The sequence below is a fragment of the Microbacterium sp. SORGH_AS_0421 genome (genome assembly GCF_030818635.1).
Lineage (GTDB): Bacteria > Actinomycetota > Actinomycetes > Actinomycetales > Microbacteriaceae > Microbacterium.
On record NZ_JAUTAO010000001.1, the window covers coordinates 2,598,438 to 2,622,551 of the forward strand.

The following is a 24,114-nucleotide window of genomic DNA, read 5'->3' on the forward strand; positions in this document are numbered from 1 at the left end:
GCGTCTCACGGCGACGCGGGGGCGGGGGAGCATGCTCGCCCCCGGTACCGTAGTGCGCATGCCCGAGCTCGAAACCGACGTCCCCGAGGTCGCCCGCGTCGCGCGCGACCTGATCCGGTTCGATACCTCGAACTACGGCGGAGGCCGTGCCGAGGGCGAGCGCGAAGCGGCCGAGTACGTCGGCGCATACCTCGAGGCCCTCGGCCTCCCGGTCGAGTACTACGAGCCCATCGCGCGTCGCACGAACGTCTGCGCCCGCATTCCCGGACGCAACCCCCACAAGCCCGCCCTGATCCTGCACGGCCACCTCGACGTGGTGCCGGCGGTCGCAGCCGACTGGAGCGTCGACCCCTTCGCGGGCGAGATCCGCGACGGCGTGCTCTGGGGGCGCGGTGCCGTCGACATGAAGGACATGGATGCCATGATCCTCACCGCCGTCGCCGACGTGCTGCGCGCGGGGGAGCAGCCCGAACGCGACATCATCGTGACCTTCTTCGCCGACGAGGAGAACGGCGGCGTCGAGGGCTCGGCACTCGTGGTGAAGAACCGTCCCGAGTGGTTCGCCGGCGCGACCGAGGCCATCAGCGAGGTGGGCGGATACTCGATCGCGGTGGGCGACCGCCGCGCGTACCTGCTCCAGGTCGGCGAGAAGGCCCTCGTCTGGATCAAGCTCGTCGCGCGCGGTCGCGCGGGCCACGGCAGCGGCCTGCACCCCGACAACGCCGTGACGAGGCTCGCCGAGGCCGTCGCGGCCCTCGGCCGCACCGAGTGGCCGATCCGCCTCACCGACACCACCAGGCAGTTGCTCGAGGGCCTGGCCGAGATCACCGGCGACGACGCGGGCGACCCCGACGCTCTCGCCCTGCGCACCGGCGCGGCATCCAGCTTCATCCGTTCCACCCTGCGCACGACGACGAATCCGACCGGCCTCACCGCCGGCTACAAGCACAACGTCATCCCCGACCGTGCCGAAGCGCTCATCGACGTGCGCGTGCTCCCCGGTACCGAAGACGCGGCTCTCGCCGACATCCGCCGGATCGTCGGACCCGACGTCGAGATCGAGATCGTCCACCAGGACATCGGCCTCGAGGTGCCCTTCTCGGGGGACATCGTCGACGCGATGATCGCACAGCTCGGTCGGCACGATCCCGGCGTGCCGGTCGTGCCGTATCTCATGGGCGGCGGCACCGACAACAAGGCCCTCGCCGGCCTCGGCATCGCCGGTTACGGATTCGCACCGCTGCGCCTTCCCGCCAATCTCGACTTCACCGGGATGTTCCACGGGGTCGACGAGCGCGTCCCCGTCGACGCGCTCCAGTTCGGTCAGCGAGTCCTCGCCGACCTCATCCGCACGTACTGAAGGACCGCATGCATATCTTCGAGGTCATCGTCCTCGGGCTCGTCCAGGGCCTCACCGAGTTCCTCCCCATCTCCTCGAGTGCCCACCTGCGCATCGTGGGGGAGTTCCTCCCGTCGAAGACCGACCCCGGCGCGACGTTCACCGCCATCACCCAGATCGGCACCGAGCTCGCGGTGCTCATCTACTTCCGCAAGAAGATCGTCCGGGTCATCTCTCGATGGTTCGGCTCGCTCACCGGCAAGGTGCCCCGCACCGACCCCGACGCCCGCATGGGCTGGTTGGTCATCATCGGCACGCTGCCGATCGCGCTGCTCGGCGTGCTGTTGCAGAGTCTCATCCGCGACAACTTCCGGAGCCTGTGGATCACCGCGGTGGTGCTCATCGTCTTCGGCATCCTGCTCGGTCTCGCCGACCACTACGGAAAGCGTCGTCGCGAGCTCGACGACCTGACCTACCCGCACGGTATCGCGTTCGGTGTCGCGCAGGCCCTCGCTCTCGTCCCCGGCGTCTCTCGCTCGGGGGCGACCACGACCCTCGGCCGCGCCCTCGGCTACAAGCGCACCGCCGCCGCGGAGTACTCGTTCCTCCTCGCGGTGCCGGCGGTCTTCGCCAGCGGGTTCTTCGAGTTGTACAAGAGCTTCGACGAGGGCACCGGCCCGTACACCCTGGGTGAGACCGCGCTGGCGACCGTCATCGCGTTCGTCGTCGGCTACCTCGTGATCGCCTTCCTCATGCAGTACCTCAAGCGCGGCAGCTTCCTGCCGTTCGTGATCTATCGCGTCGCTCTCGGCGTGCTGATCATGGTGCTGCTGACGCTCGGTGTGCTGCCGGCGTACTCCGCCATCACCGGCTGAGTCCCGGATGCCGCGAAGGCGCCGTCCCGCTCGGGGGCGGCGCCTTCGTCATGTCGGATGAGGGCGAGAGTGCGTCGCGCGATCGGCGACCGACTCGTGCTCAGCGGCGGGGCGGGTCGTCGCGGCCGGGCTTGGTGGGGCCTTCGCCGCCGCGGCGCAGGTAGCGCTCGAACTCCTGGGCGATGGCGTCTCCGGACGCCTCGGGGGAGTCCCACGTGTCACGCGTCTGCTCGAGCTGGCGGATGTACTCGCTCATCTCCTCGTCGTCGGCCGCAGCCGCATCGATCGACGCCTCCCACAGGCGCGACTCGTTTTCGAGGTCTCCCCGCGGAACGGCGATGCCCGTGATCGACTCGAGCTTCTCGAGCAGGGCCAGGGTGGCCTTGGGCGAGGGCGTGTGCCCGGCGACGTAGTGCGGCACGCTCGCCCACAGGCTCGCGGTCGGGATGCCCACGGTCTCCGAGACGTGACCGATGGCGCTCAGGATGCCGACCGGCCCCTCGTACAGGCTCCGCTCGAGCGACAGGCACTGGCGCACGGCCTCGTTGTCGCTGCCGGCGAACACCGAGATGGGGCGCGTGTGGGGTACATCGGACATCATCGAGCCGAGCGCGACGAAGCCCGAGACGTCCTCGCGCAGGGCGACGTCGATGAACTCGGCGGCGAACGCCTGCCAGGCGCGGGCGGGCTCGACGCCCACGAGGAGCCAGATCTCGGCGTCGTCGGAGCGTTCGACGGGACGCAGCAGCGTGGCCTCGGGCCAGCTCAGGGTGCGACGCCCCTCGGCGTCCAATCCGACCTGCGGGCGCGTGTACTGGTAGTCGAAGTACAGTTCGGGGTCGACCGTGTGGACGACCTCGTACTCGACGTCGGCTCGCAGCATCGCCGCTGCCGCCGACGCGGCTTCTCCGGCATCGTTCCACCCGTCGAACGCGGCGACGATGATCCGGCGACCCAGTGCGTCCACGCAACCTCCTCTGCCCCGTCGGGGCTGGCTTCCAGGATAGGCGCACCCGCACGGACCGAGCCGGTCCCGCCCACGCCGGGCCCAGCGGGCCGGACGGGCGGGAGTCGCGCTCTCAATAGGATGGAACGATGACTTCCCCCGCTCCCGCCGCCGTCCTCTGGGACATGGACGGCACGCTCGTCGACACCGAGCCGTACTGGATGGCCGCGGAGACCCCGCTCGTGGAGCGGTTCGGTGGCACGTGGTCGCACGAGCAGGCTCTCGGCATGGTCGGTCTCGCTCTCGAGGACTCCGCGCGGTTGCTCCAGAACGCGGGCGTGCCGTGGGGTGTCGACGAGATCATCTCGTACCTCACCGACGAGGTGCAGCGACAGCTCGCCGTGACCGGCGTGCCGTTCCGCCCGGGCGCTCGCGAGCTGCTCGCCGACCTGCGTTCCGAGGGCGTCAAGACGGCGCTGGTGACGATGTCGATGCGTCGCATGGCGCTGTCGGTGGTCGACCTCATCGACTTCCCGGCATTCGACCTCGTGGTGGCCGGCGACGACGTCGAGCGTCCCAAGCCCTACCCCGACCCCTATCTCCAGGCCGCCGCGGCCCTCGGCGTCCACATCGGTGACACCGTCGCGATCGAGGACTCCCCGAACGGACTGCGCTCCGCGATCGCCAGCGGAGCCGTCGCCCTCGGCGTGCCGCTGATGGTGCCGCTCGAGGGGGTCGGCGCCCACGCGCTGTGGCCGAGCCTCGAGGGGCGCACGACCTCCCACCTGCGGGCGCTCCACGCCGCACACACCCCGACCCACGCCGAAGAGACACGAGCCACCCGATGAGCGAGACCCCCCACCTGAGCGGCCCCTTCCGGGTCGGCGACCGGGTGCAGCTGACCGGCCCCAAGGGGCGGATGCACACGATCACCCTGCGCGAGGCAGGCGAGCTGCACACCCACAACGGCGTGCTCAAGCACGAGCTCCTCGTCGGCCAGCCCGACGGCAGCGTGGTGACCAACAGCTCCGGCCACGAGTACCTGGCCGTCCGCCCCCTGCTGCGCGACTTCGTCATGTCCATGCCGCGCGGCGCCGCGATCGTCTACCCGAAGGACGCCGCGCAGATCCTCGCGCAGGCCGACATCTTCCCCGGCGCCACCGTCGTCGAAGCCGGCGTCGGGTCGGGTGCGTTGTCGCTGTGGCTGCTGCGCGCGATCGGCCCGGCGGGTCGGCTGCTCTCGTTCGAGCGCCGTGAGGAGTTCGCCGAGGTCGCCCGCGCCAACGTCGAGACGTTCCACGGCGAGCTGCCCGCGACCTGGGAGGTCGTCGTCGGCGATCTGGTCGAGAGCCTTCCGGATGCCGTGGCCCCCGCCTCCGTCGACCGCATCGTGCTCGACATGCTCGCGCCGTGGGAGTGCATCGACGCCGCGGCCGACGCCCTGACCCCGGGCGGTGTCGTGCTCTGCTACATCGCCACCGCCACCCAGCTCAGCCGCGTGGCCGAGTACATCCGCGCGACCGGGCTGTTCACCGAGCCGGATGCCAGCGAGACCATGGTCCGCGGGTGGCACGTCGAGGGCCTCGCGGTCCGCCCCGACCACCGTATGGTGGCGCACACGGGCTTCCTCATCACCGCGCGCCGCCTGGCGCCCGGCGCGATTCCTCCCGAGGTCAAGCGCCGAGCGTCGAAGTCGAGCTACGGCGACGAAGACGTGGAGCTGTGGACCCCCGGGGCCGTGGGGGATCGTCAGATCACCGACAAGAATCTCCGCAAGCGTGTGCGCGAGGCGCAGAAGTCCGCCGAGGGGGTCCGGCAGTCCGTCGCGGGCGCCTCGTCGGAGGAGCCCGGCTCGACCGCCTAAACTGTTCCGGTGCGTAGACTCCCCGCTCTCGTGGCCGTGACCGCCCTGGCCGGATTCGGCCTCGTCGGATGCTCGGCATCCGCCTCTTCGTCGTGCCCGACGCCCACCGACAGTGCGATCGCCTCGGTGGTCGAGGCCAGCGGCGACTTCGGCACCGCGCCCACCGTGTCGGTGCGCTCGCCCTTCATCCCCGAGACCGCCGGTACGCAGACGCTCATCCAGGGCGACGGGCAGCGCATCACGAGCGACGACCAGCTCTCGCTCGTCGACGTGACGGTGTTCGACGCCGCCACCGGCTCGCAGCTGGTCGCGACGACCTACGCCGCCGACGTGAAGTCGGCGACGCCCCTGCCGCGCCTGACGCAGGCGATCCCCGCGATCGCGCCGTTGCTGCACTGCGTGGCCGAGGGGTCGCGCGTCGCCGTGGCCATCCCCGGCTCCGAGCTGGGTACCCAGGGTGCTCAGGCTCTCGGCGTCAACGAGGGCGACGGCGCGGTCTTCGTCTTCGATGTGCGCAAGGTCTTCCTCCCCGCGGCCGACGGCGCCGACCAGTACAACGCCGACTCGGGCATGCCCTCGGTCGTGCGGGCTCCCGACGGCACTCCCGGTGTGGTCATGCCCGCCGGTGACGCGCCCACGCAGGTGCGTTCGCAGACCATCAAGAAGGGCGACGGCGACGTGCTGGCCGCCGACTCGTCGGTCGTCATCCACGTCCAGGGCGTCGCGTGGGGCGCGACCACCACCTTCGCCTCGACGTGGAAGAACGGCGCGCCCGGGCAGGCGACCGTGTCGCAGTTGCCGCCGGCCCTCGCCTCGGCACTTGAGGGACAGACCGTCGGTTCGCAGGTGCTCGTCGTCGTCCCGGCCGATCAGACCGCGCAGGATCAGCAGATCCTCAAGGCTCCCGCCAATGCGGCTCTCGTCTACGTCATCGACGTACTCGGGACCGTCAGCTGATCGGCATCCGCTGACCCGGGGTTCTCTCGGGCGGTCGCGGAACGCACTGTTCTGCACCCGCTCCGCGCTCGACGCCTAGGATGGGCGGGTGCCCGCCACCGTGTCCCGCAGCGCTCCCGAGGAACGTCTGGTGAACCTCGTCGTCGCCCTCATGGCGACCGAGCAGGGGCTGACGAAGGACACCATCTTGTCGTCAGTGGCCGGCTACCGCGAACAGCTCGAAGCGGGCGCGTCGAAAGACGCACTCGAGAAAATGTTCGAGCGCGACAAAGAGAGCCTGCGCGGCCTCGGCGTGCCGATCGAGACGATCGGCAATCGCGCGGACCCCGACGACCTTCGCGAAGCGCGCTACCGCGTGCCGACCGCCGAGTACGCGCTTCCCGAGGACATCACGTTCAGCCCCGCCGAGGTCGCATTGCTGAACATCGCGGGGGGCGTCTGGGGGAGCGAGTCGCTGTCCGCCGACGCGCGCAGCGGACTGCGCAAGATCCGGGCCCTCGGCATCCCCGTCGACGAGCCGATCATCGGCTATGCCCCGCGCATCCGCGTGCGCGACGCCTCGTTCGCCGCCCTCCAGCGGGCGATCGAGCAATGCCGTGTCGTGACCTTCGCCTACCTTCGACCCGGAGAAGCACGGCCGCGAGAGCGACGCGTGCAGCCCCTCGCGCTCGTCGAGTACGAGGCACGGTGGCATGTCTACGGCTACGACCTCAACGTCGACGCGGATCGCACCTTCCTTCTCTCGCGGATCGTCGGCGAGGTGGCGGCCACGCGCAAGAGCTTCCCCGCCGAACAGCGCGAGGGCGCGGGGGAGCGCGCGCTCGACGGCCTGCGCGCCGTCGCCGCCCGTCAACGCGCTCTGCTGGAAGTGCACCCCGGCACCGAGGCGGCGCTGCGGCTCGACCGCCGCGCCCAAGCGGCGCCCCAGGGCATCTACGTCCCGTACGTGGACCTGCACGTCTTCGCCGACGAGCTCGCCTCGTACGGCCCCGAGGTGCGCGTCGTCGAGCCCGCGGACCTGCGCTCCGAGGTCATCCGCCGGCTCGAGGCGACGCTCGCTCTCCACGGGGGTGCCGCGTGAGCACCGACCGTCCCGTCGCCGCTCTCGACCGCGCCGCGCTCCTGCTGCAGCTCGTCCCCTACCTCCTGGGCAAGGGCGAGGTCTCGGTCGCCGAGGCCGCGGCGGAGTTCGAGGTCGCCCCCGACCAGATGCGCGCGATGGTCGAGCGTCTGACCGTGATCGGTCTGCCCGGCGAGCGGGGGTACTGGCAGCTTCCCCACGACCTGTTCGACATCGACTGGGATCTGCTGGATCGCGACGATGTGATCGCCATCACGAACACCGTGGGTCTGGAGCGATCTCCGCGCCTGACCGCACGTGAGGCGGCGGCGCTGCTGGCAGGCCTTCAGCTGGCGCGGAGTCTGCCGGGCTTCGGGGATAGCGAGCTCGTCACCGAGCTCCTGTCGAAGCTCGCGCGGGGCGCCGCGACCGCTCCGGCCGCCGTCATCGTCGCCCCGGGTCCCGTCGACGGCGTGCGCGACGTGGTCGACGAGGCCCTGCGCTCGCGCGTCGCCGTGACCTTCACCTATCACGCCCCCGGTGCCGACCCCATCACCCGAACGGTCGACCCGATCAAGGTGCACATCGCGAACGGGCAGTGGTACCTGCAGGGCTGGGATCACCTGCGACAGGCCGTACGCACCTTCCATCTCGACCGCGTCAGCGACGCGTGCGTCACCGACATCGCGGCCGTGCACGGCGCCGACCCGGTGCCCGAGCTCTTCGCACCCACCGATGACGAGGTCGTCGCACGCTTCCGCTTCCCCCGAGCGGTGGCGCCCCTGTTGTCCGACTACCTCGAGCGCGCCGAGATCGAGGGAGCAGACGATGCTCTGGCCGTCGCCTCCCTCCGGCTGGCGGATGAGCAGAGCCTCAAGCGGCTCGCGGCGCGTCGTGGGGGAGAGGTCGAGTTGCTGGAGCCCGCGGGGGCGCGGCGCGCGGCCGCTGCCTGGGCGGCTGCCGGACTCGCGCAGTACACGCCCGAATCCTGACCGATTCCGCCGGGTTCCCGCGCGGCGGAGCACGCTCCCAGCGCCCGGGTTAGACTGAAGCACCGCCCGAACGAGACGAGGAGTCCCCATGTTCCAGGGTTTGACCGGATGGCACCTGTTGATCGTTCTCGCTGTCATCCTTCTTCTGTTCGGTGCCGCCAAGCTCCCCGCTCTCGCGAAGAGCATGGGTCAGTCGGCACGAGTGTTCAAGAGTGAGATGAAGGAGATGAAGCGCGACGACGAGGTCGCTGCCGCATCCGAAGCCCCGCGCGCCACCGACGTCGGCACTACGCCGACCGTCGCTCCCGAGCCGCGCAGGTCGACCGACCCCACCGTCTAACCCGTGGCGACGGCAGGACCGCCGCGGATCGACGTGCCCGAAGGGCCGCGGCGCGACAAGCGCATGTCGATCGGGGCGCACCTGGTCGAGCTGCGCAAGCGTCTGATGATCGCGGCGCTCGCGCTCGTTGTCGGCATGGTGGTGGCCTTCATCATCACCGATCCGATCATCCACCTCATCACCGAGCCGATCCGCGTGATCGCCGAGCGCCGCGGTGACGACTTCTCGGCGCTGAACTTCACCTCGGTGACCTCGGCTTTCGATCTGCGCATGCGCATCGCCTTCTCGATCGGCATCTTCCTGTCGGCGCCGGTGTGGCTGTGGCAGATCTGGGCGTTCATCATGCCCGGGCTCACGCGCAAAGAGATCCGGTACACGGTCGGGTTCGTGGCATCCGCCGTGCCGCTCTTCTTCGTCGGCTGCTGGGTCGGCCTGCTGATCGTCCCGCACGTGATCGAGCTGATGTGGGGCTTCACCCCCGAGGGCGGCGTCAACTTCTACAACGCCACCGATTACTACGATTTCGTCTTCAAGCTGATGATCGTGGTGGGCGTCGCGTTCGTGCTGCCGGTGTTCCTGGTCGCCCTGAATGTCGCGGGCATCATGAGCGGCAAGGCGATCCTCAAGGGGTGGCGCGTGGCGATCCTCATCGCGACCCTGTTCTCGGCTCTCGCGACCCCCGCGGCCGACATCATCAGCATGCTGATGCTGGCCGGCATCCTGACCTTGCTGTTCTTCGCGGCGGCCGGGGTGTCGATGCTGTTCGACCGGCGTAAGGCCCGCCGACTCGCGGCGTCCGAGATGCCGTCGGGGCCCATCGCGTGAGCTCGCCCAGTCCGGCCGAGCGATTCGCTCGAGCCGCCGCCCGTTCCACGCACCCGCACACGGCGGACTTCGCCGAGATGCAGCGTTTCGAGCTCGACGACTTCCAGATCGCCGGATGCCATGCCCTCGAGGACGGCCGCAGCGTCCTGGTGGCCGCCCCCACGGGTGCAGGAAAGACGATCGTCGGAGAGTTCGCGATCCATCTCGCCATGCTCGAGCCCGGTGACAAGGCGTTCTACACGACCCCGATCAAGGCGCTGTCGAACCAGAAGTTCCACGAGCTGCAAGAGGTCTACGGCGACGACGAGGTCGGCCTGCTCACGGGCGACACGAACATCAACGCCTCGGCGCGCATCGTCGTGATGACGACCGAGGTGCTGCGCAACATGCTCTACGCCGACTCGCCGGCCCTCCGCGGCCTGCGCTTCGTCGTGATGGACGAGGTGCACTACCTCGCCGACCGCTTCCGCGGGGCGGTGTGGGAAGAGGTCATCATCCACCTCCCTCCGTCGGTCAAGCTCGTGTCGCTGTCGGCGACGGTGTCGAATGCCGAGGAGTTCGGCGACTGGCTCGACACCGTGCGCGGCGACACCGAGGTGATCGTGTCCGAGACCCGGCCGGTGCCCCTGGAACAGCATGTCCTGGTCCGGGGCGATCTGCTGCCCCTGTTCGACGATCGTGCGGGGGTCGCCACGGCGCAGGTGAACCAGGAGCTGTTGCGCATCCGCGGCGGAAACGCCGGCGGGTACGAGAACAACCGTCGCGCGCAGGAGTACCGCTCCCAGCGGCATGCGGGCGGCCCGCGGCACGCTCACCAGCGTCGCGGCGGACACAAGCCGCTGCGCGCGCAGCAGGGGCCGCGCATCGAGCGCATCGACCGCCCCGAGGTCGTCGAGTTGCTGCAGCGAAACCACCTGCTCCCGGCGATCTTCTTCATCTTCAGCCGCGCCGGGTGCGATGCCGCCGTGCAGCAGTTGCGCCGAGCGAACGTGCGCCTGACCTCGGCCGAGGAGCGCGTCGAGATCCGCCAGATCGTCGACGAACTGACTTTCACCCTCAAAGACGAAGACCTCGCCGTGCTGCACTTCTGGGAGTGGCGCGACAATCTCGAGCGGGGTATGGCTTCGCATCACGCGGGGTTGCTCCCGGCGTTCAAAGAGGTCGTCGAAGAACTGTTCCGCCGCAAGCTCGTCAAGGTGGTCTTCGCAACCGAGACCCTCGCCCTGGGCATCAACATGCCCGCGCGCACGGTCGTGCTCGAGAAGCTCGAGAAATTCAACGGTGAGGCGCGCGTCGCCATCACCTCGGGCGAGTACACCCAGTTGACCGGTCGCGCCGGTCGTCGCGGGATCGACGTCGAGGGTCACGCTGTCGTGCAGTTCACCGAGGGACTCGATCCGCAATCGGTCGCCGCCCTCGCCTCGCGGCGCACGTATCCGCTCAACTCGAGTTTCCGGCCCACGTACAACATGGCCGTCAATCTCATCGATCAGTTCGGCCGCGCCCGCGCCCGCGAGATCCTCGAGTCGTCGTTCGCGCAGTTCCAGGCCGATCGCTCGGTCGTCGGCCTCGCCCGTCAGGTGAAAGAGGCCGAGGAGTCGCTCGACGGCTACGAGAAGGCCATGACGTGCGATCGCGGCGACTTCCGCGAGTACTCCACGATCCGCCGCGAGCTCAGCGACCTCGAGAAGATCAACAGACGCGATGCCACGGCGCCCCGCCGTCTGCGCGACGAGCGACAGCAGCAGATCCAGTCGCTGCGCAAGCGGATGCAGCGGCATCCCTGCAATTCGTGCCCCGATCGCGAGTCGCACGCGCGCTGGGCGGAGCGGTACTGGAAGCTCAAGCGCACCACCGACAAGACCCGCCATCAGATCGACCAGCGCACGGGCACCGTCGCGCGCGTCTTCGACCGCGTGGTCGAGGTGCTCGCGACCCTCGAGTACGTGGCGATCGAGGAAGACGGCGCAACCGTGCTCACACCGGCCGGCCGCACGATGCGGCGCATCTACGGCGAGCGGGACCTGCTGGTGGCCGAATCGCTGCGGCAGGGCCTGTGGCAGGGACTCGACGCCCCCTCTCTGGCAGCGCTCGCGTGCTGCCTGGTCTACGAACCGCGTCGAGACGAGGCGGGCCCGGGTGAGCGGGGGCTGCCGCGGGGTGCCTTCCGCGAGGCTATGGACACCACGCAGACCCTGTGGCAGCAACTCGACGACCTCGAGCGCGACCACCGTCTGCCCGGCTCCGAGCCGCCCGCTTCCGGGCTTGCCCCTGCCATGCACGCGTGGGCGAAAGGTCTGCCCCTCGATAGCGTGCTGACGCTCGCGGACATGGCCGCGGGCGATTTCGTCCGCTGGGCGAAGCAGACCATCGACCTGCTCGACCAGATCTCGCTCGTCGCCGAGCCCAAGCTCGCCAAGACCGCTCGCACCGCGCTCGATTCCGTTCGCCGCGGCATCGTGGCCTACACCTCGGCATGAGCCGTTCGTCCGTGGCCGTCGATGCAGCGCCGGCCGCAGCCCCCGCGCCACCGCTACGCCTCGCGTTCGCCGCGCCCCTCGCCGTGGTGGCGGGGCTGCTGCTGGTCACCGCCTTTCCCGCCCTCGCCTGGTGGCCGATGGCGTTCCCCGCCGTCGCGCTCGCGCTCGTCACCCTCATCGGTCGCCGGTTCTGGTCGGCCGTTCTGATCGGATTCCTCTTCGGGGTGGCGTTCTTCTCGGTGAACCTGCTCTTCACCGCCCGCTACCTCGGGCCCATCCCGTGGGCGGCCCTGTTCGTCCTCGAGGCGTTGCTGACGGCCGTTCTGGCGGCACCGATCGCGCTGGCGTATCGCTGGCTGCCCCGTGTCGCACCGGGGCGTGTGGGACGGCTCCTGCTGCTTCCGGCGCTGGTGGCCGCCCTCTGGACCCTGCGCGAACAGATCGTGGGTTCGTGGCCTTACGGCGGCTTCCCCTGGGGGCGGATCGGCGTCTCGCAGGTCAACAGCCCCTTCGCCGAGGTCGCGTCGTGGGTGGGCATGTCGGGGTTGTCGTTCCTGGTCGTGCTGTTCTGCGCGATGGCGATCGAGTTCGTGCGCGGCGGGCGCGTGCGCCGCGTCGCCGGCGCCCTCCCCGCGGCGCTGGTGCTGGTGGTGCTGTTGGCCCTCCCGGCATTCCCCACCACCGACGCGGGCTCGATCCGCGTCGGTGCAGTGCAGGGCAACGGTCCGGCGGGGTACTTCGACCAGCGCTCGCGCAACGCCGTGCTGAACGCGCAACTCGCGGCATCCGCTCCGCTGTTCGGACAGAAGATGGACGTGCTGCTGTGGCCCGAGGGCGGTGTCGACTCCGACCCCACCTCGAACCCGGCGACGGCGGCGACGCTCGCGGAGCTCTCGCGGCGCATGGATGCGCCCCTGCTGGTCTCGGCGGTCACCGAGCGCGGCTCGGAGCTGTTCAACTCCTCATTGCTGTGGACGGCTTCCGGGCAGGAGGGGTCGACCTATGACAAGCGGCATCCCGTGCCGTTCGGGGAGTACGTTCCCGATCGCGCGTTCTGGGAACCCTTCGCCCCCGATCTGATCGGGCTCATCGGCCGTGAGTACACTCCCGGAACGGCCCCGCCGCTGATCGATCTCGACGGGGTCGGTGTCGGGCTCGCGATCTGCTTCGACGTCATCTACGACGACGTCGTCTGGGACGGCGCGAACGAGGGCGCCGAGGTCTACATGTTCCAGACGAACAACGCCGATTTCCGCGGCACCGACGAGAACCTCCAACAGCTGGCCTTCGCGCAGATGCGCGCGATCGAGACCGGCCGCGCGGTGGTGAACCTGTCGACGGTGGGCACCAGCCAGGTCATCGCGCCCGACGGCTCGACGCTCGACTCCCTGCCGCCGGACACCGCGGGACACATGCTCACCGACGTGCCGCTTCGCACCGGACTGACCCCGGCCGTCGTGATCGGGCCGGCCGTGAAGATCGTTCTCGGGTGGGGGAGCCTCGCGGGGCTGATCGCCGCCGGGCTCGTCCTGGCCATCCGCTCGCGGGCTACGAAGAAGACGCCGACCCCCGAAGGGGCCGGCGTCTGAATCGGCGGGTCAGCGTCAGGCGCTGAGCTTCTCGTTCCCGGCGCCGCGACGAGCGCGGACGAAAGCGAGGCGCTCTTCGAGGAGCTCCTCGAGCTCGGGGATCGTGCGACGCTCCAGGAGCATGTCCCAGTGCGTGCGGGCGGCCTTGTCGGCGCTGTGGTCGACGGTTGCCGTGCCCTCGCCGATGCGCAGGAGAGCCTCGGCACCGCAGGTGCGGCACTCCCAGGCGTCGGGCACTTCGGCGTCAGCCGCGAAGGTCAGGACGGTGTCGCGTCCGCAGGTGCTGCAGGAGTAGGTGTGTTGTGCACGGTCGTGGAACACGACGCCGTCTTCGCTCTGGAGGCTTTGGGCGCCGAGTCGGATGCCGCGGAGACTGCGGTCTGCCATTTTGTGGTCCTCTCGTCGGTCCCCATGTATAACGTTCGCACCTGTGCGCTTTATTCGAACTGTGCGCGTCCTGACGAGTTTCACAGTGGATGCTCAGACAGGCGTCGTTCCCCATTCGTTCACCACCGCGAGGGCGGCGTTCGCGCGGTCGGTCACGAGGCCGTCGACGCCGAGGTCGAGCAGACGCGACATGTCGATCTCGTCGTTGACGGTCCACACGTGCACCTCGACACCGGCCGCGTGCGCGTCGCGGATCAGGCCGGGCGAGACGACGCGGATGGGCCCCTGCCGTTCGGGGATCTGCAGGGCGTCGACGCTCTCGAGCAGGGCGCGGACGCGTCGCGTCTGACGGAGGGCGCGCGCGGCGAGGAGCCGAGCGATCGTGCCGGACCCGGGGGAGGTGGCCGGGCGCATCGCAGCTCCCGCCTCGTGCGCGGCGGCGAGCGCGTCGAGGCGTCGCTCATCGGAGAAGCTGGTGACCAGCACGCGCTCGACGTGAGGGGCGACGAGCCGACCGACCTCTCGGGCTGCGGCCGCGGCCTTCACATCGAGATTGAAACGCACCTCGGGGAACGCCTCGAGGGCCTGAGCGAGGGTGACGAGACCTCCCCGCTCGGCCATCAGCTCCTCGATCTCGCGTAGGCGCACATCGGCGATCGCCCGCGGATCGCCGGCAACTCGCTTCAGGTCGTCGTCGTGGAACAGCACGACCTCGCCGTCGGCGGTGAGGTGGCAGTCCGACTCGACGTACTCGGCCCCGGCCGCGTGCGCCTCCGCCACCGCGGCGAAGGAGTTCTCGACCACGCCCTGGGCGGCGGCATCCGGTGTCACCAGACCGCGATGGGCGAGCACGCGCGGCGAGGAGCGAGAGAGGTAGGGATGCCGTGTCATCGGGGTGCGGGACCGCTCGATCCGGGCGTGAGGGTGGGGGAGTCCTCGCCCGCGCTCTTCGGGGCGAATGCTCCGGAGATCCCTTTCAGCGCCTCGGTGAACTCGCTCGGGATGATCCACAGCTTGCTGGAAGCGCTGTCGCTGATCTTCGGGAGCATCTGCAGGTACTGGTAGGCGAGGAGCTTGTCGTCGGGCCGGCCCTCGTGGATGGCCGCGAAGACGGACTGGATCGCCTGGGCCTCACCCTGGGCGCGCAGGACCGCGGCCTGCTGGTCGCCCTCGGCCTCGAGGATCGAGGCCTGGCGACGCCCCTCGGCTTCGAGGATCTGGGACTGCTTCGACCCCTCGGCCGTGAGGATCGCGGCGCGGCGGTCGCGTTCGGCCCTCATCTGCTTCTCCATCGAGTCCTGGATCGAGAGGGGAGGATCGATCGCTTTCAGCTCGACGCGACCCACCCGGATGCCCCACTTGCCGGTGGCCTCGTCGAGGACCACACGGAGCTGCCCGTTGATGTTGTCACGGCTGGTCAGGGCCTGCTCGAGGTTGAGTCCGCCCACGACGTTGCGCAGTGTCGTGGTGGTGAGCTGCTCGACGGCGCCGAGATAGTTGGCGATCTCATAGGTCGCTGCCCGCGCATCGGTGACCTGGAAGTACACGACGGTGTCGATCGAGACCACGAGGTTGTCCTCGGTGATGACCGGCTGCGGCGGGAACGACACGACCTGCTCGCGCATGTCGATGAGCGGTCGCACGCGGTCGACCAGGGGCACGACGAGGTTGAGACCGGGCAACAGGGTCTTGTGGTACCGGCCGAGCCTCTCGACCACCCCTGCGCGCGCCTGCGGGATGATGCGGATCGCGCGGAACAGTACGACGACGACGAAGATGGTCACCACCGCCGCGACGACCCAACCGATTATCAGGGGAACTAGCTCGTTCATGACGTCGCCTCCTGGCTGCGCGCGCGGACGACGGCGGTGGCGCCGTCGATGCGGACGACCTCGATGCGCGTGGCGGGGTCGATCCGTGTGTCGGTGTCGGCGCGTGCGGTCCACACGTCGCCGTTGGAGAGCTTGACCTGCCCCGGAACCGACGCGGACATCCGCGAGAGGACGAGTCCCTCGAGTCCCAGCAACGCCTCGACATTCGACGGTCGGGGATCGGAGCCGCGGTGCAGCCGTTGCACCAATGGCGGGCGTACGAACAGCAGCAGCGCCACGGAAGCCACGGCGGCCGCGATGATCTGCAGCCAGAGCGGTGCACCCCACAGATCGGAGACGAGCCCCACGAGGCTTCCCGCCGACACCATGAGGAACGTGAGTTCGCCCGTGAGCATCTCGCACACGAGCAAGACGAGGATGAGCAGGATCCAACCGATCCAGGCCCAGGTCTCGAGGGTGGAGAGAACGTCCATTTCGTGCCTCCTCGCCTGAACGTAGCACCGGCTGCCGACACCCGGGCCGGTTCTCGACGTCCCCACAGGAGTCGACGCCGCCGGGGCACGGCATCCCGGTCGATAGGCTGGTGGCTGATCCCGAATCGTCAGGAGAACTCCCGTGTCCCAGACCCTCCCGTCCGGCTCGCTGAGCGGCAAGACCGCCCTCGTCACCGGCTCGTCGCGCGGCATCGGCGCCGACACCGTCCGCTATTTCGCCGAGGCCGGCGCGAATGTCGTCATCAACTTCCGCAACAAGGCGCCCCGCGCCGAGAAGCTCGCCACGCAGCTGCGCGAGCTCGGCATCGAGGCTCTCGTCGTCGGAGCGGATCTGACCGATCCCGAGTCGGTCACGGCGATGTTCGACGAGGTCGAGCGCACCTTCGGCGGTCTCGACATCCTGGTTCTCAACGCCTCAGGCGGCATGGAGTCGGGTATGGCCGAGGACTACGCTCTGCTGCTCAACCGTGACGCCCAGGTCAACGTGCTCGAGACGGCCCTGCCCCTACTGAAGGACGACGCCCGCGTGGTCTTCGTCACCAGCCACCAGGCTCACTTCATCCGCACCACCCCGACCATGCCCGAGTACGAGCCGGTCGCCCTGTCCAAGCGCGCCGGCGAAGACGCCCTGCGCGAGAAGATCCCCGCCCTGCAGGAGCGCGGCATCGGCTTCACGGTCGTCTCGGGCGACATGATCGAGGGCACCATCACGGCGACCCTGCTCGAGCGCGCCAACCCCGGCGCGATCTCTGCCCGCCGCGAGGACGCGGGCAAGCTGTACAACGTCTCGGAGTTCGCCGCCGAGGTCGCCCGCGCAGCCGTCGACCCGGTTCCCGCCGACAACACCCGACTCGTCGGAGACACGGGTTCGTTCGGAGGCGAGTGACCGTGCGGCCGACCGACATCCAGACGCTGATCGGGGTCGGTCGGCCCGCGATCGCCGCCACGGGTGCGTTCGCGGTCTTCGCGACTTCGCGCCCCGACCTCGACGCCGATCGGGCCGTCGGCCAGCTGTGGCGGGTCGACCTGCCGGCCGGCTCCTCGCGGCGCATCACACGCGGGGTGGCGGACCGCGCGCCCCGCCTCTCGCCCGACGACAGCACCGTCGCGTTCCTCCGCTCCGACGCGAAGGGCCGAGCCCAGGTGTTCGTCGTCGCCGCGCACGGCGGCGAGCCCGTGCAGGTCACCGACCAGCCCGGGGGAGTGACCGACCTGGCGTGGTCGCCCGACGGCGCGCGTCTCGGCTTCACCGCGCGCGTTCTCGAACCCGGGCGGTACGGCACCGTCGAGGGTCGGGATGCCGCAGCCGAACCGCCCCGCCGGATCACCGGCATCCGCTGGCACGCGAACGGTCTCGGCTACCTCGATCGGCCCGCCCAGGTGTTCGTCGTGGACGCACCCGCCACCGATGCGGAGCCGTTCTATGAGCCGGCCCCCGGTCTGGAGGCCTCCCAGAAGCGTGTCGTGCCCGAGCCCGCCGTGCAGCTCACCCACGGTGAGACGAGTTGGAGCGGCGTGGTCTGGACCATCGACGGCGCCGAACTGCTGAGCGTGCCCGACGTGATCGAGACCGCTCGCCGCGACCTGCGCGACCGGATCGTGGCGATCTCCGCCGACAGCGGCGAGCAGCGCGAGGTGCTGGGGTCGACCGAGAACCTCTCCGTGGCGACGGTCGACGTCGCACCCGACGGCGCCGTCTTCGCGCTCGCGAACGACGTGGGCGACGAGGGCACCGACTTCGTCGCGCCCGGTGTCGCGCTCTTCGTGCTCGACGTCGACGGCCCCCGCCTGCTCACCGACCCCGAGACGATCGACCTCGGTGAGGTCGGCAGTCACCTCTCCTTCGACGGCCACGACGTCCTCGTGCAGGACCGCACGCGCGGCCGGTTGCGTCTGTTGCGCGTATCGCGCGAGGGGCGGGTCGAGCAGGTGCTCGGCGGTGACCTCGAGGTGTCGGGGCACGCGGTGGCGCGGGGCCGGGTCGTGGCATCCGTCGCCTCTCCCGAATCCTTCGGCGAGCTCGTCGTCATCGACGGGCCCGAGGTGCGAGCCCTCACGACGTTCGGCGCCGCCGCGCGGGCGGCGGGCATCGTCGTTCCGGTCGAGCACGAGGTCGCCGGCCGAGACGGGTACCCCGTGCACGGCTGGGTCGCGGTGCCCGAAGGCGAGGGACCGTTCCCCGTCATCCTGCAGATCCACGGCGGCCCGTACGCCTCCTACGGCGTGCACCTGTTCGACGAGACGCAGGTGCTCGTCGACGCCGGCTACGCCGTGGTGTACAGCAACCCGCGGGGGAGTGCCGGGTACGGCCGCGCGCACGGCCGGTCGATCCGCCGCCGCATGGGCACGCTCGACTACTTCGACGTCATGGACTTCTTCGACGGCATCGTCACGGCAGACCCGCGGCTCGACGCGCAACGGGTCGGCGTGATGGGCGGGTCGTATGGCGGGTACATGACCGCCTGGATCATCGCTCACGATCATCGCTTCACGGGTGCGATCGTGGAGCGCGGTTTTCTCGACCCCACGGCTTTCCCCGGGTCGAGCGATATCGGCTCGTTCTTCGGCGACGAGTACGTCGGCACCGATCCGCTTCTGGTCGCCGCGCAGAGCCCCATGGCCGTGGTCGACCAGGTCGAGACACCCACGCTCGTGCTGCACTCCGAGCTCGACTACCGCTGCCCGCTCGAGCAGGCCACGCGCTACTACGCGGCCCTCAAGCGCAACGGCGTCGAGGCCGAGATGCTGGTCTTCCCCGGCGAAGACCACGAGCTCACCCGCGCCGGTCGCCCGCAGCACCGCGTGCAGCGCTTCGAAGCGGTTCTCGACTGGTGGAGCCGCTACCTGCCGGTGCGGTGATGGAGAAGGGCCCGAATGCCACGGCATCCGGGCCCCTCGTCGATGAAGGTCAGACGGCCTTGCCGAACTGGATCGCGCGAACGATCTGGAAGCCACCGAGGATCACCAGCGAGATGCCGATCAGCAGGAACAGCGTCACCGCGCCCAGCAGGGGCGAGAACAGCAGCACGATCCCGGCGACGATGCTGACGATCGCGAAGAAGATCGTCCAGGCTCGCGCCTTCGAGGCGTGACCGGCGGTCGTGAGCGAGACGACACCCTCGATGATCCACAGGATGCCGACCAGGGTGCCGATGAACACCCCGAACCACGCGGTCGTGGCAGACAGGTTCGCGAACGAGAAGATGCCCGCGACGATGAAGAGCACGCCGAGCACGAGATAGCCGACACGCGCCCAACCGGAGCGCCAGAACAGTCCGATGCCGATGTTCACCAGGCCAGCGATGATCACGTAGACCGAGATGATGCCGACGGCGACCTCGGCGGTGCGGCCGGGCCAGATGAGGATGAGCAGACCGATGACGAGCGAGAGGACTCCGCTGACGCCGAGCGCAGTGCGGACGGCGCCGACGGCGGGACTGGTCGTGGAGGGCGACATGACGAGCCTTTCTGAGTGAAAGCTGAGAACAGGTCTCACCCTAGACCCGAGGGTTGACGAGCGCGACCGGGGCTACGCGGGGGAGTGCTCGAGCAGGAGCGCCACGGTGAACAGCACCGGCAGGCAGCCGAGGGTGGAGATGAAGACGACGTCCCGCGACAGGATCTCGCCGACTCCGTAGCGCTGCGCGAAGTTGAAGACGTTCTGCGCCGTCGGGAGAGCCGCGAGCACGACGACGATGAACACCTGGTCGGCGGGCAGGGCGAACAGCGTCGCGACGAGCCACGCCAACGCCGGCATCGCGAGGAGTTTGAGCGCCGAGGCGATCACGACGTCGACACGCCTCCCCGGCTCGGTCAGCACGCGCTGGCCGTACAGCGACATGCCGTACGACATCAGCAGCACCGGCACGCAGGCACCCGCGATGAGGTGCAGGGGGTCGAAGACGATGGGCGGCAGATCGATGTCGAGCAGGGCCACCAGCACACCGAGAGCCGAGCCGATGAGCATGGGGTTCTTCGCCGTCTGCAGCAGAAGGCGCCCGAGATTTCGCGAGCCCGAGGTCGCGGCATCCAGGATGGAGAGGGCGATCGGCATGAGGATCAGCAACTGGAACAGGATCACCGGGGCCGAGTAGGCCGCGTTCCCGAGCATGTAGAGCGAGATCGGGATGCCGATGTTGTTGCTGTTGACCTGGCCCGCCGACAGCGCGCCGATCACCGTCTCGCCGACACGGCGCCGCAGGATCAGGGCCGAGACGAGGGCGTAGATGCCGATGATGACGGCGGCGGTGATCATCGACACCGGAAGCAGCGCCGAGAACAACGTCGCGACGTCGGCTTTCGCGAGCACCGTGAACAGCAGGAACGGCGAGAGGACGAAGAACGTCAGGCGGCTGAGCACGTGTCGCGCGTGCGGGCCCAGCAGGTCGATGCGGGCGATGACGTAGCCGACGACGACAGCGAGTCCGACGACGGCGAATCCGGTGAAGACGCCGCTCATGCGCCGGGGGCTGGCACGGGGGCGGCTGGGGGAGTCATCGCTTCGAGCGTAGCGGGGGTCTTGGTCCCGTCCGTGACGTCGTGGTGGGATGAGGCCCATGTATTCCGAGTTCGCACCCTTCTACGACACCGTCCAGAGGCGGGGCGGCCGAGGCCTTCGCGGGATGGATCGAACGGCGTGTGGGGGAATCGGGGGTCGTGCCGGGTTCGCTGCTCGAGCTCGGATGCGGCACCGGCGCCGTCCTCGAGCTGCTGCCCGCGGAGTGGACGAAGGCGGGCGTCGACATCTCTCCCGAGATGCTCGAGATCGCCCGCGAGAAGGGCGTGGATGCCGAGCTGATCGCCGCGGACATCCGGGCCTTGGCGCTGGGGCGCACGTTCGACGTGGTCGCGTGTGTGTACGACACGATTAATCACCTGCCCGGCAGCGATTGGCCCTCGGTCTTCGCCACGGCCGCGGCGCACCTGGCGGACGACGGGGTGTTCCTGTTCGACATGAACACCCTCGGTCGTTTGAGGATGGATGCCGGCGAGGAGCACACTACCGAGGCCGACGGGACGACGGTGTCGATGCGCATTCACGCCGTCGGTGACGACCGCTTCGACTGGCACGTGCGGATCGAGCGCGAGGGCACGGTCGTCGAAGACAGGATCGCCGAGTACGCCGTGGCTCTGTCCGAGGTGCGGGCGATGCTGGCAGACGCCGGCTTTGCACGGGTCGAGGCGAGCGGTGGGCGAGATCAGCCGATTTCAGACGACGCGCGGCGGCTGTTCTTCGTCTGTCGGCGCTGAGGGGCAAGACCCGGCTGTCTCCGGCGTCGGGGGTTTAGTCTCCGAACGACACGATTCCTCACCCCCTGGAGAACCGCATGACCATGTACTCCGCCGCCCTCTCCGGCATCCTCGATCGCGAACCCGTCCCGGCATCCGGCATCGAATCGTTCGATGTCGATTACCGCGTCGACGGGGTCGACTACCGCGGATACCTCGCTCGACCGGCAGGGGAGGAGCGGCACCCGGGAGTCCTCGTCGTCCACGACTGGCTCGGAGTGACCGACTACGTGCGCATGCGCTGCGACATGCTCGCTCGCCTCGGCTACACGGGCTTCGCGGCGGATGTGTACGGCGCGGACGTGCGCCCGTCGGCGGAAGAGGCCGCGGCTGTCGCCGGAGGGTTCTATCAAGACCGGCCGCTGTGGCGTAAGCGGATGACCGAGGCGTTCGACCAGATGATCTCGCAACCCTCGGTCGACTCGCAGCGCACCGCGGCGATCGGCTACTGCTTCGGTGGTTCGTCCGTGCTCGAGCTCGCCCGCACGGGCGCCGCCGTCGATGCGGTGGTGAGTTTCCACGGCGGATTGCTGACCGGACCGGCGGGCGAGGCGGAACGAATCACCGCGAAGCTGCTCGTCCTCCACGGGGCCGCCGACCCCGTCGCCCCCGACGAAGCCCTGCTGGCATTCGAGAATGACCTGCGCACCGCGCCGTCAGTGGACTGGCAGGTGGTCACATACGCCAATGCCATGCACGCGTTCACGCTTCCGGATGCCAACGCGCCTGAGCACGGCGCGCAGTTCCAGGCGGTCGCGGAGCGGCGGAGTTGGGATGCGATGAAGGCGTTCCTGGCGGAAGTTCTCGGCTGAGGGCTGGCCGGCTCAGGCATAAACGCGATCTGCGCCCAGAAACGCGCTGTGCTCGTGTTCATGCGCGTCGGAAGCGTTTATGGACGCCGTCTCCGCGCCGTCGGCTGGACGCGGCGTCGTGGTCGATTTCGGGTCCCCGCTGCGGTTCGGCCGCGTCGCCGGGCGTGATCCACAGGCATAAACGCGATTCGCGACGAGAAACGGTCTGTGCTCGCGTTTCTGAGCGCTGAGAGCGTTTATGCGTCCGTGCGGGACGGCCGGTGGCGCGATGCGCTAACGCCGATAATTCACATTATGTCAGTTAACGCACACGCTCACCGTAGGTCACTAGATGAGAGCGCCCCCGCGCCCGCCGTCCACTTGGAGCGCGAGATACAGCGCGTAACGCATCGACCGCGTGATCAGCCCAACGGTCCAGTAAGTCCAACACTTGACAAGTCAACGGCACTAGCGTGGACTCGCCGCTGACGAACGGGAGGTACATGCACCTTCCCCTGCGCCTCACCCAAGGAAAGACAACCAACGACGGAATCGGTCACCGTTCCCGTCGCTACTCACAGCGGAACCACTGCCTCGCGAGAGATTCTCACACTGATCGGCAGCGAGCCCGCCGCTCACCATGGACGGGCTAGGATACACATTCATCTCAACTCAATTTTAGAAGCCCAATTCTCTCTAGATTTTTCACCAGATTTGCCACCGCAGTTTGCGGCATGCGTGAGCCTTCCGCGATTTCCGTCACCGTCGCCGATTCGTTCCGCCATATGAATTCAACGGCAGGAGTATACGCTAGAGGCAGGGTAACCTTCTCGCCCGCGAACGTGAAAAAGACGGAGCTTTCGTTCCGCGACAACACCGGCTTGAAAACGGCGAGCAGACGAACTGAAACAGACCCGGCCAGACCGTCCTCTGTCACACTCCATGGGAAGCTACTGGCTTGCCACCCGTCCACGGCCGCACGCTCCTCCTCGAAGAAGTCATCGACGCTGAACTTTGATGCAATCTCGCTGAAAGCACGCAACACGTCGAGTGTTTGCGACTGTCGACTCGATTCTGATCCCCAACGGTCGAGACTCTGGCGCACCCTCGGATCCGCGATGCTTTTCCATGCCAACCAACGGATATAATCCAGCCCAGTCTTGCGCGTAAAAGCGAAGGTGAGGTGGATGCTCTTATCCCCGGCGCCTCGAACCGTGTGCCACCAGCCTCGCGGAACGTGGAGTACGTCCCCGGGCTTGAGCACAGTGTCAAGCAGAGCCCCCTCGGGGCAATTTCGCGGGTCGCTATCGCCATGCTCAGGCAAGGGATCGGGTTCGCCAGGGCCGTGTACCTGCCAGTGTTTGGAACCCTCGAGCTGCACAATGATCGTGTCAACCTCGTCGAAATGGCTGTGGAATGCCTGCGAGCTGTGGAACGTGACGAACATATTGCAAGACGCAGTTTCACCTGTCATCTGCATGATCGCGGTGGTCACCTCGCGAACTCGATCACTCACGCGGTCGAGACCATCCAGAATGATGCTCGCGCCGCCACGCACTTCCTGCTTAAGGCGAAACAGATCAAGCGAGCCCGCTGCATCAGCATACAATTCTCTACTCAAAACTTCACCGTTCTGAGAGAGCTGCAACTCAGCCGGCATAACAGATCTACGGTCCAACAGACTATTTAAGTCCGACCAGCCGAATAGATCATTTACAAAATCTTCTGAGGCACGGTTGAGAATTATCTCTCGACTCATGTTCGCCCGAAAGTCAGGGCCTAAAGACTCCAGAATACGATTACCCGTATGCGAAAACGGGCGCCCCCACATCTGGGGACGCCCGTCAACACCTGCGTCAAGCATGCCAGGGAGCCTCGCTTTACTTCGAGGACTCCGAGAACAGCTTTGTAAACTCGACAATGGCCGGACGGTTGTGCGTCTTCGCGAAAGTGGCGCGCGAGCGCTCCACAATCGGCGAGACTTCAACAGTCAGCTCCGGAAAGTCGTTCAGGTCAGTGGGCATCGTGCTCATGGACATAGCGAAGCTCCGTCT

Annotated in this window: 24 protein-coding genes; 15 read left to right on the forward strand and 9 right to left on the reverse strand. The window is 68.5% G+C overall.

Annotated elements, in window-relative coordinates; translation table 11 throughout:
- Positions 1-58: 58 nt before the first annotated feature.
- Both QE416_RS12375 and QE416_RS12380 read left to right on the forward strand, forming a co-directional pair.
- The gene (locus QE416_RS12375) at positions 59-1,360 is read left to right on the forward strand and encodes a M20/M25/M40 family metallo-hydrolase (protein WP_307316620.1); all 1,302 of its coding nucleotides are present in this window, start codon (positions 59-61) and stop codon (positions 1,358-1,360) included.
- Positions 1,361-1,368: 8 nt separating this feature from the next.
- Positions 1,369-2,214 carry an undecaprenyl-diphosphate phosphatase gene (locus tag QE416_RS12380; protein ID WP_210075269.1) on the forward strand — a complete coding sequence of 282 codons (846 nt, stop codon included), beginning with the start codon at positions 1,369-1,371 and terminating at the stop codon, positions 2,212-2,214.
- A 100-nt stretch (positions 2,215-2,314) separates the two neighbouring features.
- On the opposite strand, the gene QE416_RS12385 is transcribed toward QE416_RS12380, so the two are convergent.
- Positions 2,315-3,181, reverse strand: coding sequence for a PAC2 family protein (locus tag QE416_RS12385; protein ID WP_307316625.1), 867 nt, complete (start codon positions 3,179-3,181; stop codon positions 2,315-2,317).
- A 128-nt stretch (positions 3,182-3,309) separates the two neighbouring features.
- Here QE416_RS12385 and QE416_RS12390 point away from each other — a divergent pair, with 128 nt between their 5' ends.
- The 9 genes from QE416_RS12390 (at position 3,310) to lnt (ending at position 13,267) form a co-directional block, all read left to right on the forward strand.
- A complete protein-coding gene (locus QE416_RS12390; protein ID WP_210075265.1) occupies positions 3,310-4,008 on the forward strand; it encodes an HAD family phosphatase in 699 nt (232 codons plus the stop codon).
- Positions 4,005-5,024 carry a tRNA (adenine-N1)-methyltransferase gene (locus QE416_RS12395; protein WP_267787396.1) on the forward strand — a complete coding sequence of 340 codons (1,020 nt, stop codon included), beginning with the start codon at positions 4,005-4,007 and terminating at the stop codon, positions 5,022-5,024. The genes QE416_RS12390 and QE416_RS12395 overlap by 4 nt, the downstream gene beginning before the upstream one ends.
- A 9-nt stretch (positions 5,025-5,033) precedes the next feature.
- The gene (locus QE416_RS12400) at positions 5,034-5,981 is read left to right on the forward strand and encodes an FKBP-type peptidyl-prolyl cis-trans isomerase (protein ID WP_307316630.1); all 948 of its coding nucleotides are present in this window, start codon (positions 5,034-5,036) and stop codon (positions 5,979-5,981) included.
- A gap of 88 nt (positions 5,982-6,069) precedes the next feature.
- Positions 6,070-7,062, forward strand: coding sequence for a YafY family protein (locus tag QE416_RS12405; RefSeq protein WP_267787394.1), 993 nt, complete (start codon positions 6,070-6,072; stop codon positions 7,060-7,062).
- Entirely contained in the window at positions 7,059-8,033 is a 975-nt protein-coding gene (locus tag QE416_RS12410) for a WYL domain-containing protein (protein WP_267787393.1), read from the forward strand. Before QE416_RS12405 ends, QE416_RS12410 begins: the two co-directional genes overlap by 4 nt.
- An 88-nt stretch (positions 8,034-8,121) precedes the next feature.
- On the forward strand, positions 8,122-8,373 hold the full coding sequence (gene tatA / locus QE416_RS12415; RefSeq protein WP_094733007.1) for a Sec-independent protein translocase subunit TatA: 252 nt from the start codon (positions 8,122-8,124) through the stop codon (positions 8,371-8,373).
- Between the two features lie 63 nt (positions 8,374-8,436).
- Entirely contained in the window at positions 8,437-9,198 is a 762-nt protein-coding gene (tatC, locus tag QE416_RS12420; protein WP_307317948.1) for a twin-arginine translocase subunit TatC, read from the forward strand.
- Positions 9,195-11,678 (forward strand): RNA helicase, encoded by a 2,484-nt coding sequence (locus QE416_RS12425; protein ID WP_307316633.1) that lies wholly within the window; start codon positions 9,195-9,197, stop codon positions 11,676-11,678. Before tatC ends, QE416_RS12425 begins: the two co-directional genes overlap by 4 nt.
- Positions 11,675-13,267 carry an apolipoprotein N-acyltransferase gene (lnt, locus tag QE416_RS12430; RefSeq protein WP_307316635.1) on the forward strand — a complete coding sequence of 531 codons (1,593 nt, stop codon included), beginning with the start codon at positions 11,675-11,677 and terminating at the stop codon, positions 13,265-13,267. The genes QE416_RS12425 and lnt overlap by 4 nt, the downstream gene beginning before the upstream one ends.
- A gap of 15 nt (positions 13,268-13,282) precedes the next feature.
- Here lnt and QE416_RS12435 read toward each other — a convergent pair whose 3' ends face one another.
- The 4 genes from QE416_RS12435 to QE416_RS12450 all read right to left on the reverse strand — a co-directional run bounded on the left by QE416_RS12435 (position 13,283) and on the right by QE416_RS12450 (position 15,959).
- Complete coding sequence (locus QE416_RS12435; RefSeq protein WP_150956331.1) at positions 13,283-13,654, reverse strand: RNA polymerase-binding protein RbpA; 372 nt, start codon at positions 13,652-13,654, stop codon at positions 13,283-13,285.
- Between the two features lie 93 nt (positions 13,655-13,747).
- Positions 13,748-14,545 carry a glycerophosphodiester phosphodiesterase family protein gene (locus QE416_RS12440; protein ID WP_307316638.1) on the reverse strand — a complete coding sequence of 266 codons (798 nt, stop codon included), beginning with the start codon at positions 14,543-14,545 and terminating at the stop codon, positions 13,748-13,750.
- A complete protein-coding gene (locus QE416_RS12445; RefSeq protein WP_210075246.1) occupies positions 14,542-15,486 on the reverse strand; it encodes an SPFH domain-containing protein in 945 nt (314 codons plus the stop codon). The genes QE416_RS12440 and QE416_RS12445 overlap by 4 nt, the downstream gene beginning before the upstream one ends.
- Positions 15,483-15,959: an NfeD family protein gene (locus QE416_RS12450; protein WP_210075244.1), complete on the reverse strand. Its 477-nt coding sequence runs from the start codon at positions 15,957-15,959 to the stop codon at positions 15,483-15,485. Before QE416_RS12450 ends, QE416_RS12445 begins: the two co-directional genes overlap by 4 nt.
- Positions 15,960-16,101: 142 nt before the next feature.
- Here QE416_RS12450 and QE416_RS12455 point away from each other — a divergent pair, with 142 nt between their 5' ends.
- Both QE416_RS12455 and QE416_RS12460 read left to right on the forward strand, forming a co-directional pair.
- Positions 16,102-16,866 carry an SDR family oxidoreductase gene (locus QE416_RS12455; RefSeq protein WP_307316642.1) on the forward strand — a complete coding sequence of 255 codons (765 nt, stop codon included), beginning with the start codon at positions 16,102-16,104 and terminating at the stop codon, positions 16,864-16,866.
- Between the two features lie 2 nt (positions 16,867-16,868).
- Complete coding sequence (locus tag QE416_RS12460) at positions 16,869-18,839, forward strand: S9 family peptidase (protein WP_307316643.1); 1,971 nt, start codon at positions 16,869-16,871, stop codon at positions 18,837-18,839.
- A 49-nt stretch (positions 18,840-18,888) separates the two neighbouring features.
- Here the strand turns inward: QE416_RS12460 and QE416_RS12465 are convergent, their stop codons facing one another.
- Positions 18,889-19,437, reverse strand: a complete 549-nt coding sequence (locus QE416_RS12465) for an HdeD family acid-resistance protein (protein WP_210075238.1) — start codon at positions 19,435-19,437, stop codon at positions 18,889-18,891.
- Positions 19,438-19,509: 72 nt separating this feature from the next.
- The gene (locus QE416_RS12470) at positions 19,510-20,439 is read right to left on the reverse strand and encodes an AEC family transporter (protein ID WP_210075236.1); all 930 of its coding nucleotides are present in this window, start codon (positions 20,437-20,439) and stop codon (positions 19,510-19,512) included.
- 167 nt (positions 20,440-20,606) lie between these two features.
- Between QE416_RS12470 and QE416_RS12475 the strand changes: the two genes are divergently transcribed.
- Positions 20,607-21,230, forward strand: a complete 624-nt coding sequence (locus QE416_RS12475) for a class I SAM-dependent methyltransferase (RefSeq protein ID WP_373458885.1) — start codon at positions 20,607-20,609, stop codon at positions 21,228-21,230.
- Between the two features lie 77 nt (positions 21,231-21,307).
- Positions 21,308-22,081 carry a dienelactone hydrolase family protein gene (locus QE416_RS12480; protein WP_307316645.1) on the forward strand — a complete coding sequence of 258 codons (774 nt, stop codon included), beginning with the start codon at positions 21,308-21,310 and terminating at the stop codon, positions 22,079-22,081.
- 646 nt (positions 22,082-22,727) lie between these two features.
- On the opposite strand, the gene QE416_RS12485 is transcribed toward QE416_RS12480, so the two are convergent.
- Positions 22,728-23,924 carry a JmjC domain-containing protein gene (locus QE416_RS12485; protein ID WP_307316647.1) on the reverse strand — a complete coding sequence of 399 codons (1,197 nt, stop codon included), beginning with the start codon at positions 23,922-23,924 and terminating at the stop codon, positions 22,728-22,730.
- 16 nt (positions 23,925-23,940) lie between these two features.
- Positions 23,941-24,093 (reverse strand): hypothetical protein, encoded by a 153-nt coding sequence (locus QE416_RS12490; protein ID WP_307316648.1) that lies wholly within the window; start codon positions 24,091-24,093, stop codon positions 23,941-23,943.
- Positions 24,094-24,114: the final 21 nt, after the last annotated feature.

Bases quoted from the DNA above. Each gene is read 5' to 3' on its own strand.
- QE416_RS12380 (WP_210075269.1), top strand. From the start codon at position 1,369: ATGCATATCTTCGAGGTCATCGTCCTCGGGCTCGTCCAGGGCCTCACC.
- QE416_RS12485 (WP_307316647.1), bottom strand. From the start codon at position 23,924: ATGCTTGACGCAGGTGTTGACGGGCGTCCCCAGATGTGGGGGCGCCCG.
- QE416_RS12440 (WP_307316638.1), bottom strand. From the start codon at position 14,545: ATGACACGGCATCCCTACCTCTCTCGCTCCTCGCCGCGCGTGCTCGCC.
- QE416_RS12490 (WP_307316648.1), bottom strand. From the start codon at position 24,093: ATGAGCACGATGCCCACTGACCTGAACGACTTTCCGGAGCTGACTGTT.
- lnt (WP_307316635.1), top strand. From the start codon at position 11,675: ATGAGCCGTTCGTCCGTGGCCGTCGATGCAGCGCCGGCCGCAGCCCCC.
- QE416_RS12445 (WP_210075246.1), bottom strand. From the start codon at position 15,486: ATGAACGAGCTAGTTCCCCTGATAATCGGTTGGGTCGTCGCGGCGGTG.
- QE416_RS12395 (WP_267787396.1), top strand. From the start codon at position 4,005: ATGAGCGAGACCCCCCACCTGAGCGGCCCCTTCCGGGTCGGCGACCGG.
- QE416_RS12450 (WP_210075244.1), bottom strand. From the start codon at position 15,959: ATGGACGTTCTCTCCACCCTCGAGACCTGGGCCTGGATCGGTTGGATC.
- QE416_RS12375 (WP_307316620.1), top strand. From the start codon at position 59: ATGCCCGAGCTCGAAACCGACGTCCCCGAGGTCGCCCGCGTCGCGCGC.
- QE416_RS12390 (WP_210075265.1), top strand. From the start codon at position 3,310: ATGACTTCCCCCGCTCCCGCCGCCGTCCTCTGGGACATGGACGGCACG.
- QE416_RS12480 (WP_307316645.1), top strand. From the start codon at position 21,308: ATGACCATGTACTCCGCCGCCCTCTCCGGCATCCTCGATCGCGAACCC.
- QE416_RS12435 (WP_150956331.1), bottom strand. From the start codon at position 13,654: ATGGCAGACCGCAGTCTCCGCGGCATCCGACTCGGCGCCCAAAGCCTC.
- QE416_RS12470 (WP_210075236.1), bottom strand. From the start codon at position 20,439: ATGAGCGGCGTCTTCACCGGATTCGCCGTCGTCGGACTCGCTGTCGTC.
- tatA (WP_094733007.1), top strand. From the start codon at position 8,122: ATGTTCCAGGGTTTGACCGGATGGCACCTGTTGATCGTTCTCGCTGTC.
- tatC (WP_307317948.1), top strand. From the start codon at position 8,437: ATGTCGATCGGGGCGCACCTGGTCGAGCTGCGCAAGCGTCTGATGATC.
- QE416_RS12465 (WP_210075238.1), bottom strand. From the start codon at position 19,437: ATGTCGCCCTCCACGACCAGTCCCGCCGTCGGCGCCGTCCGCACTGCG.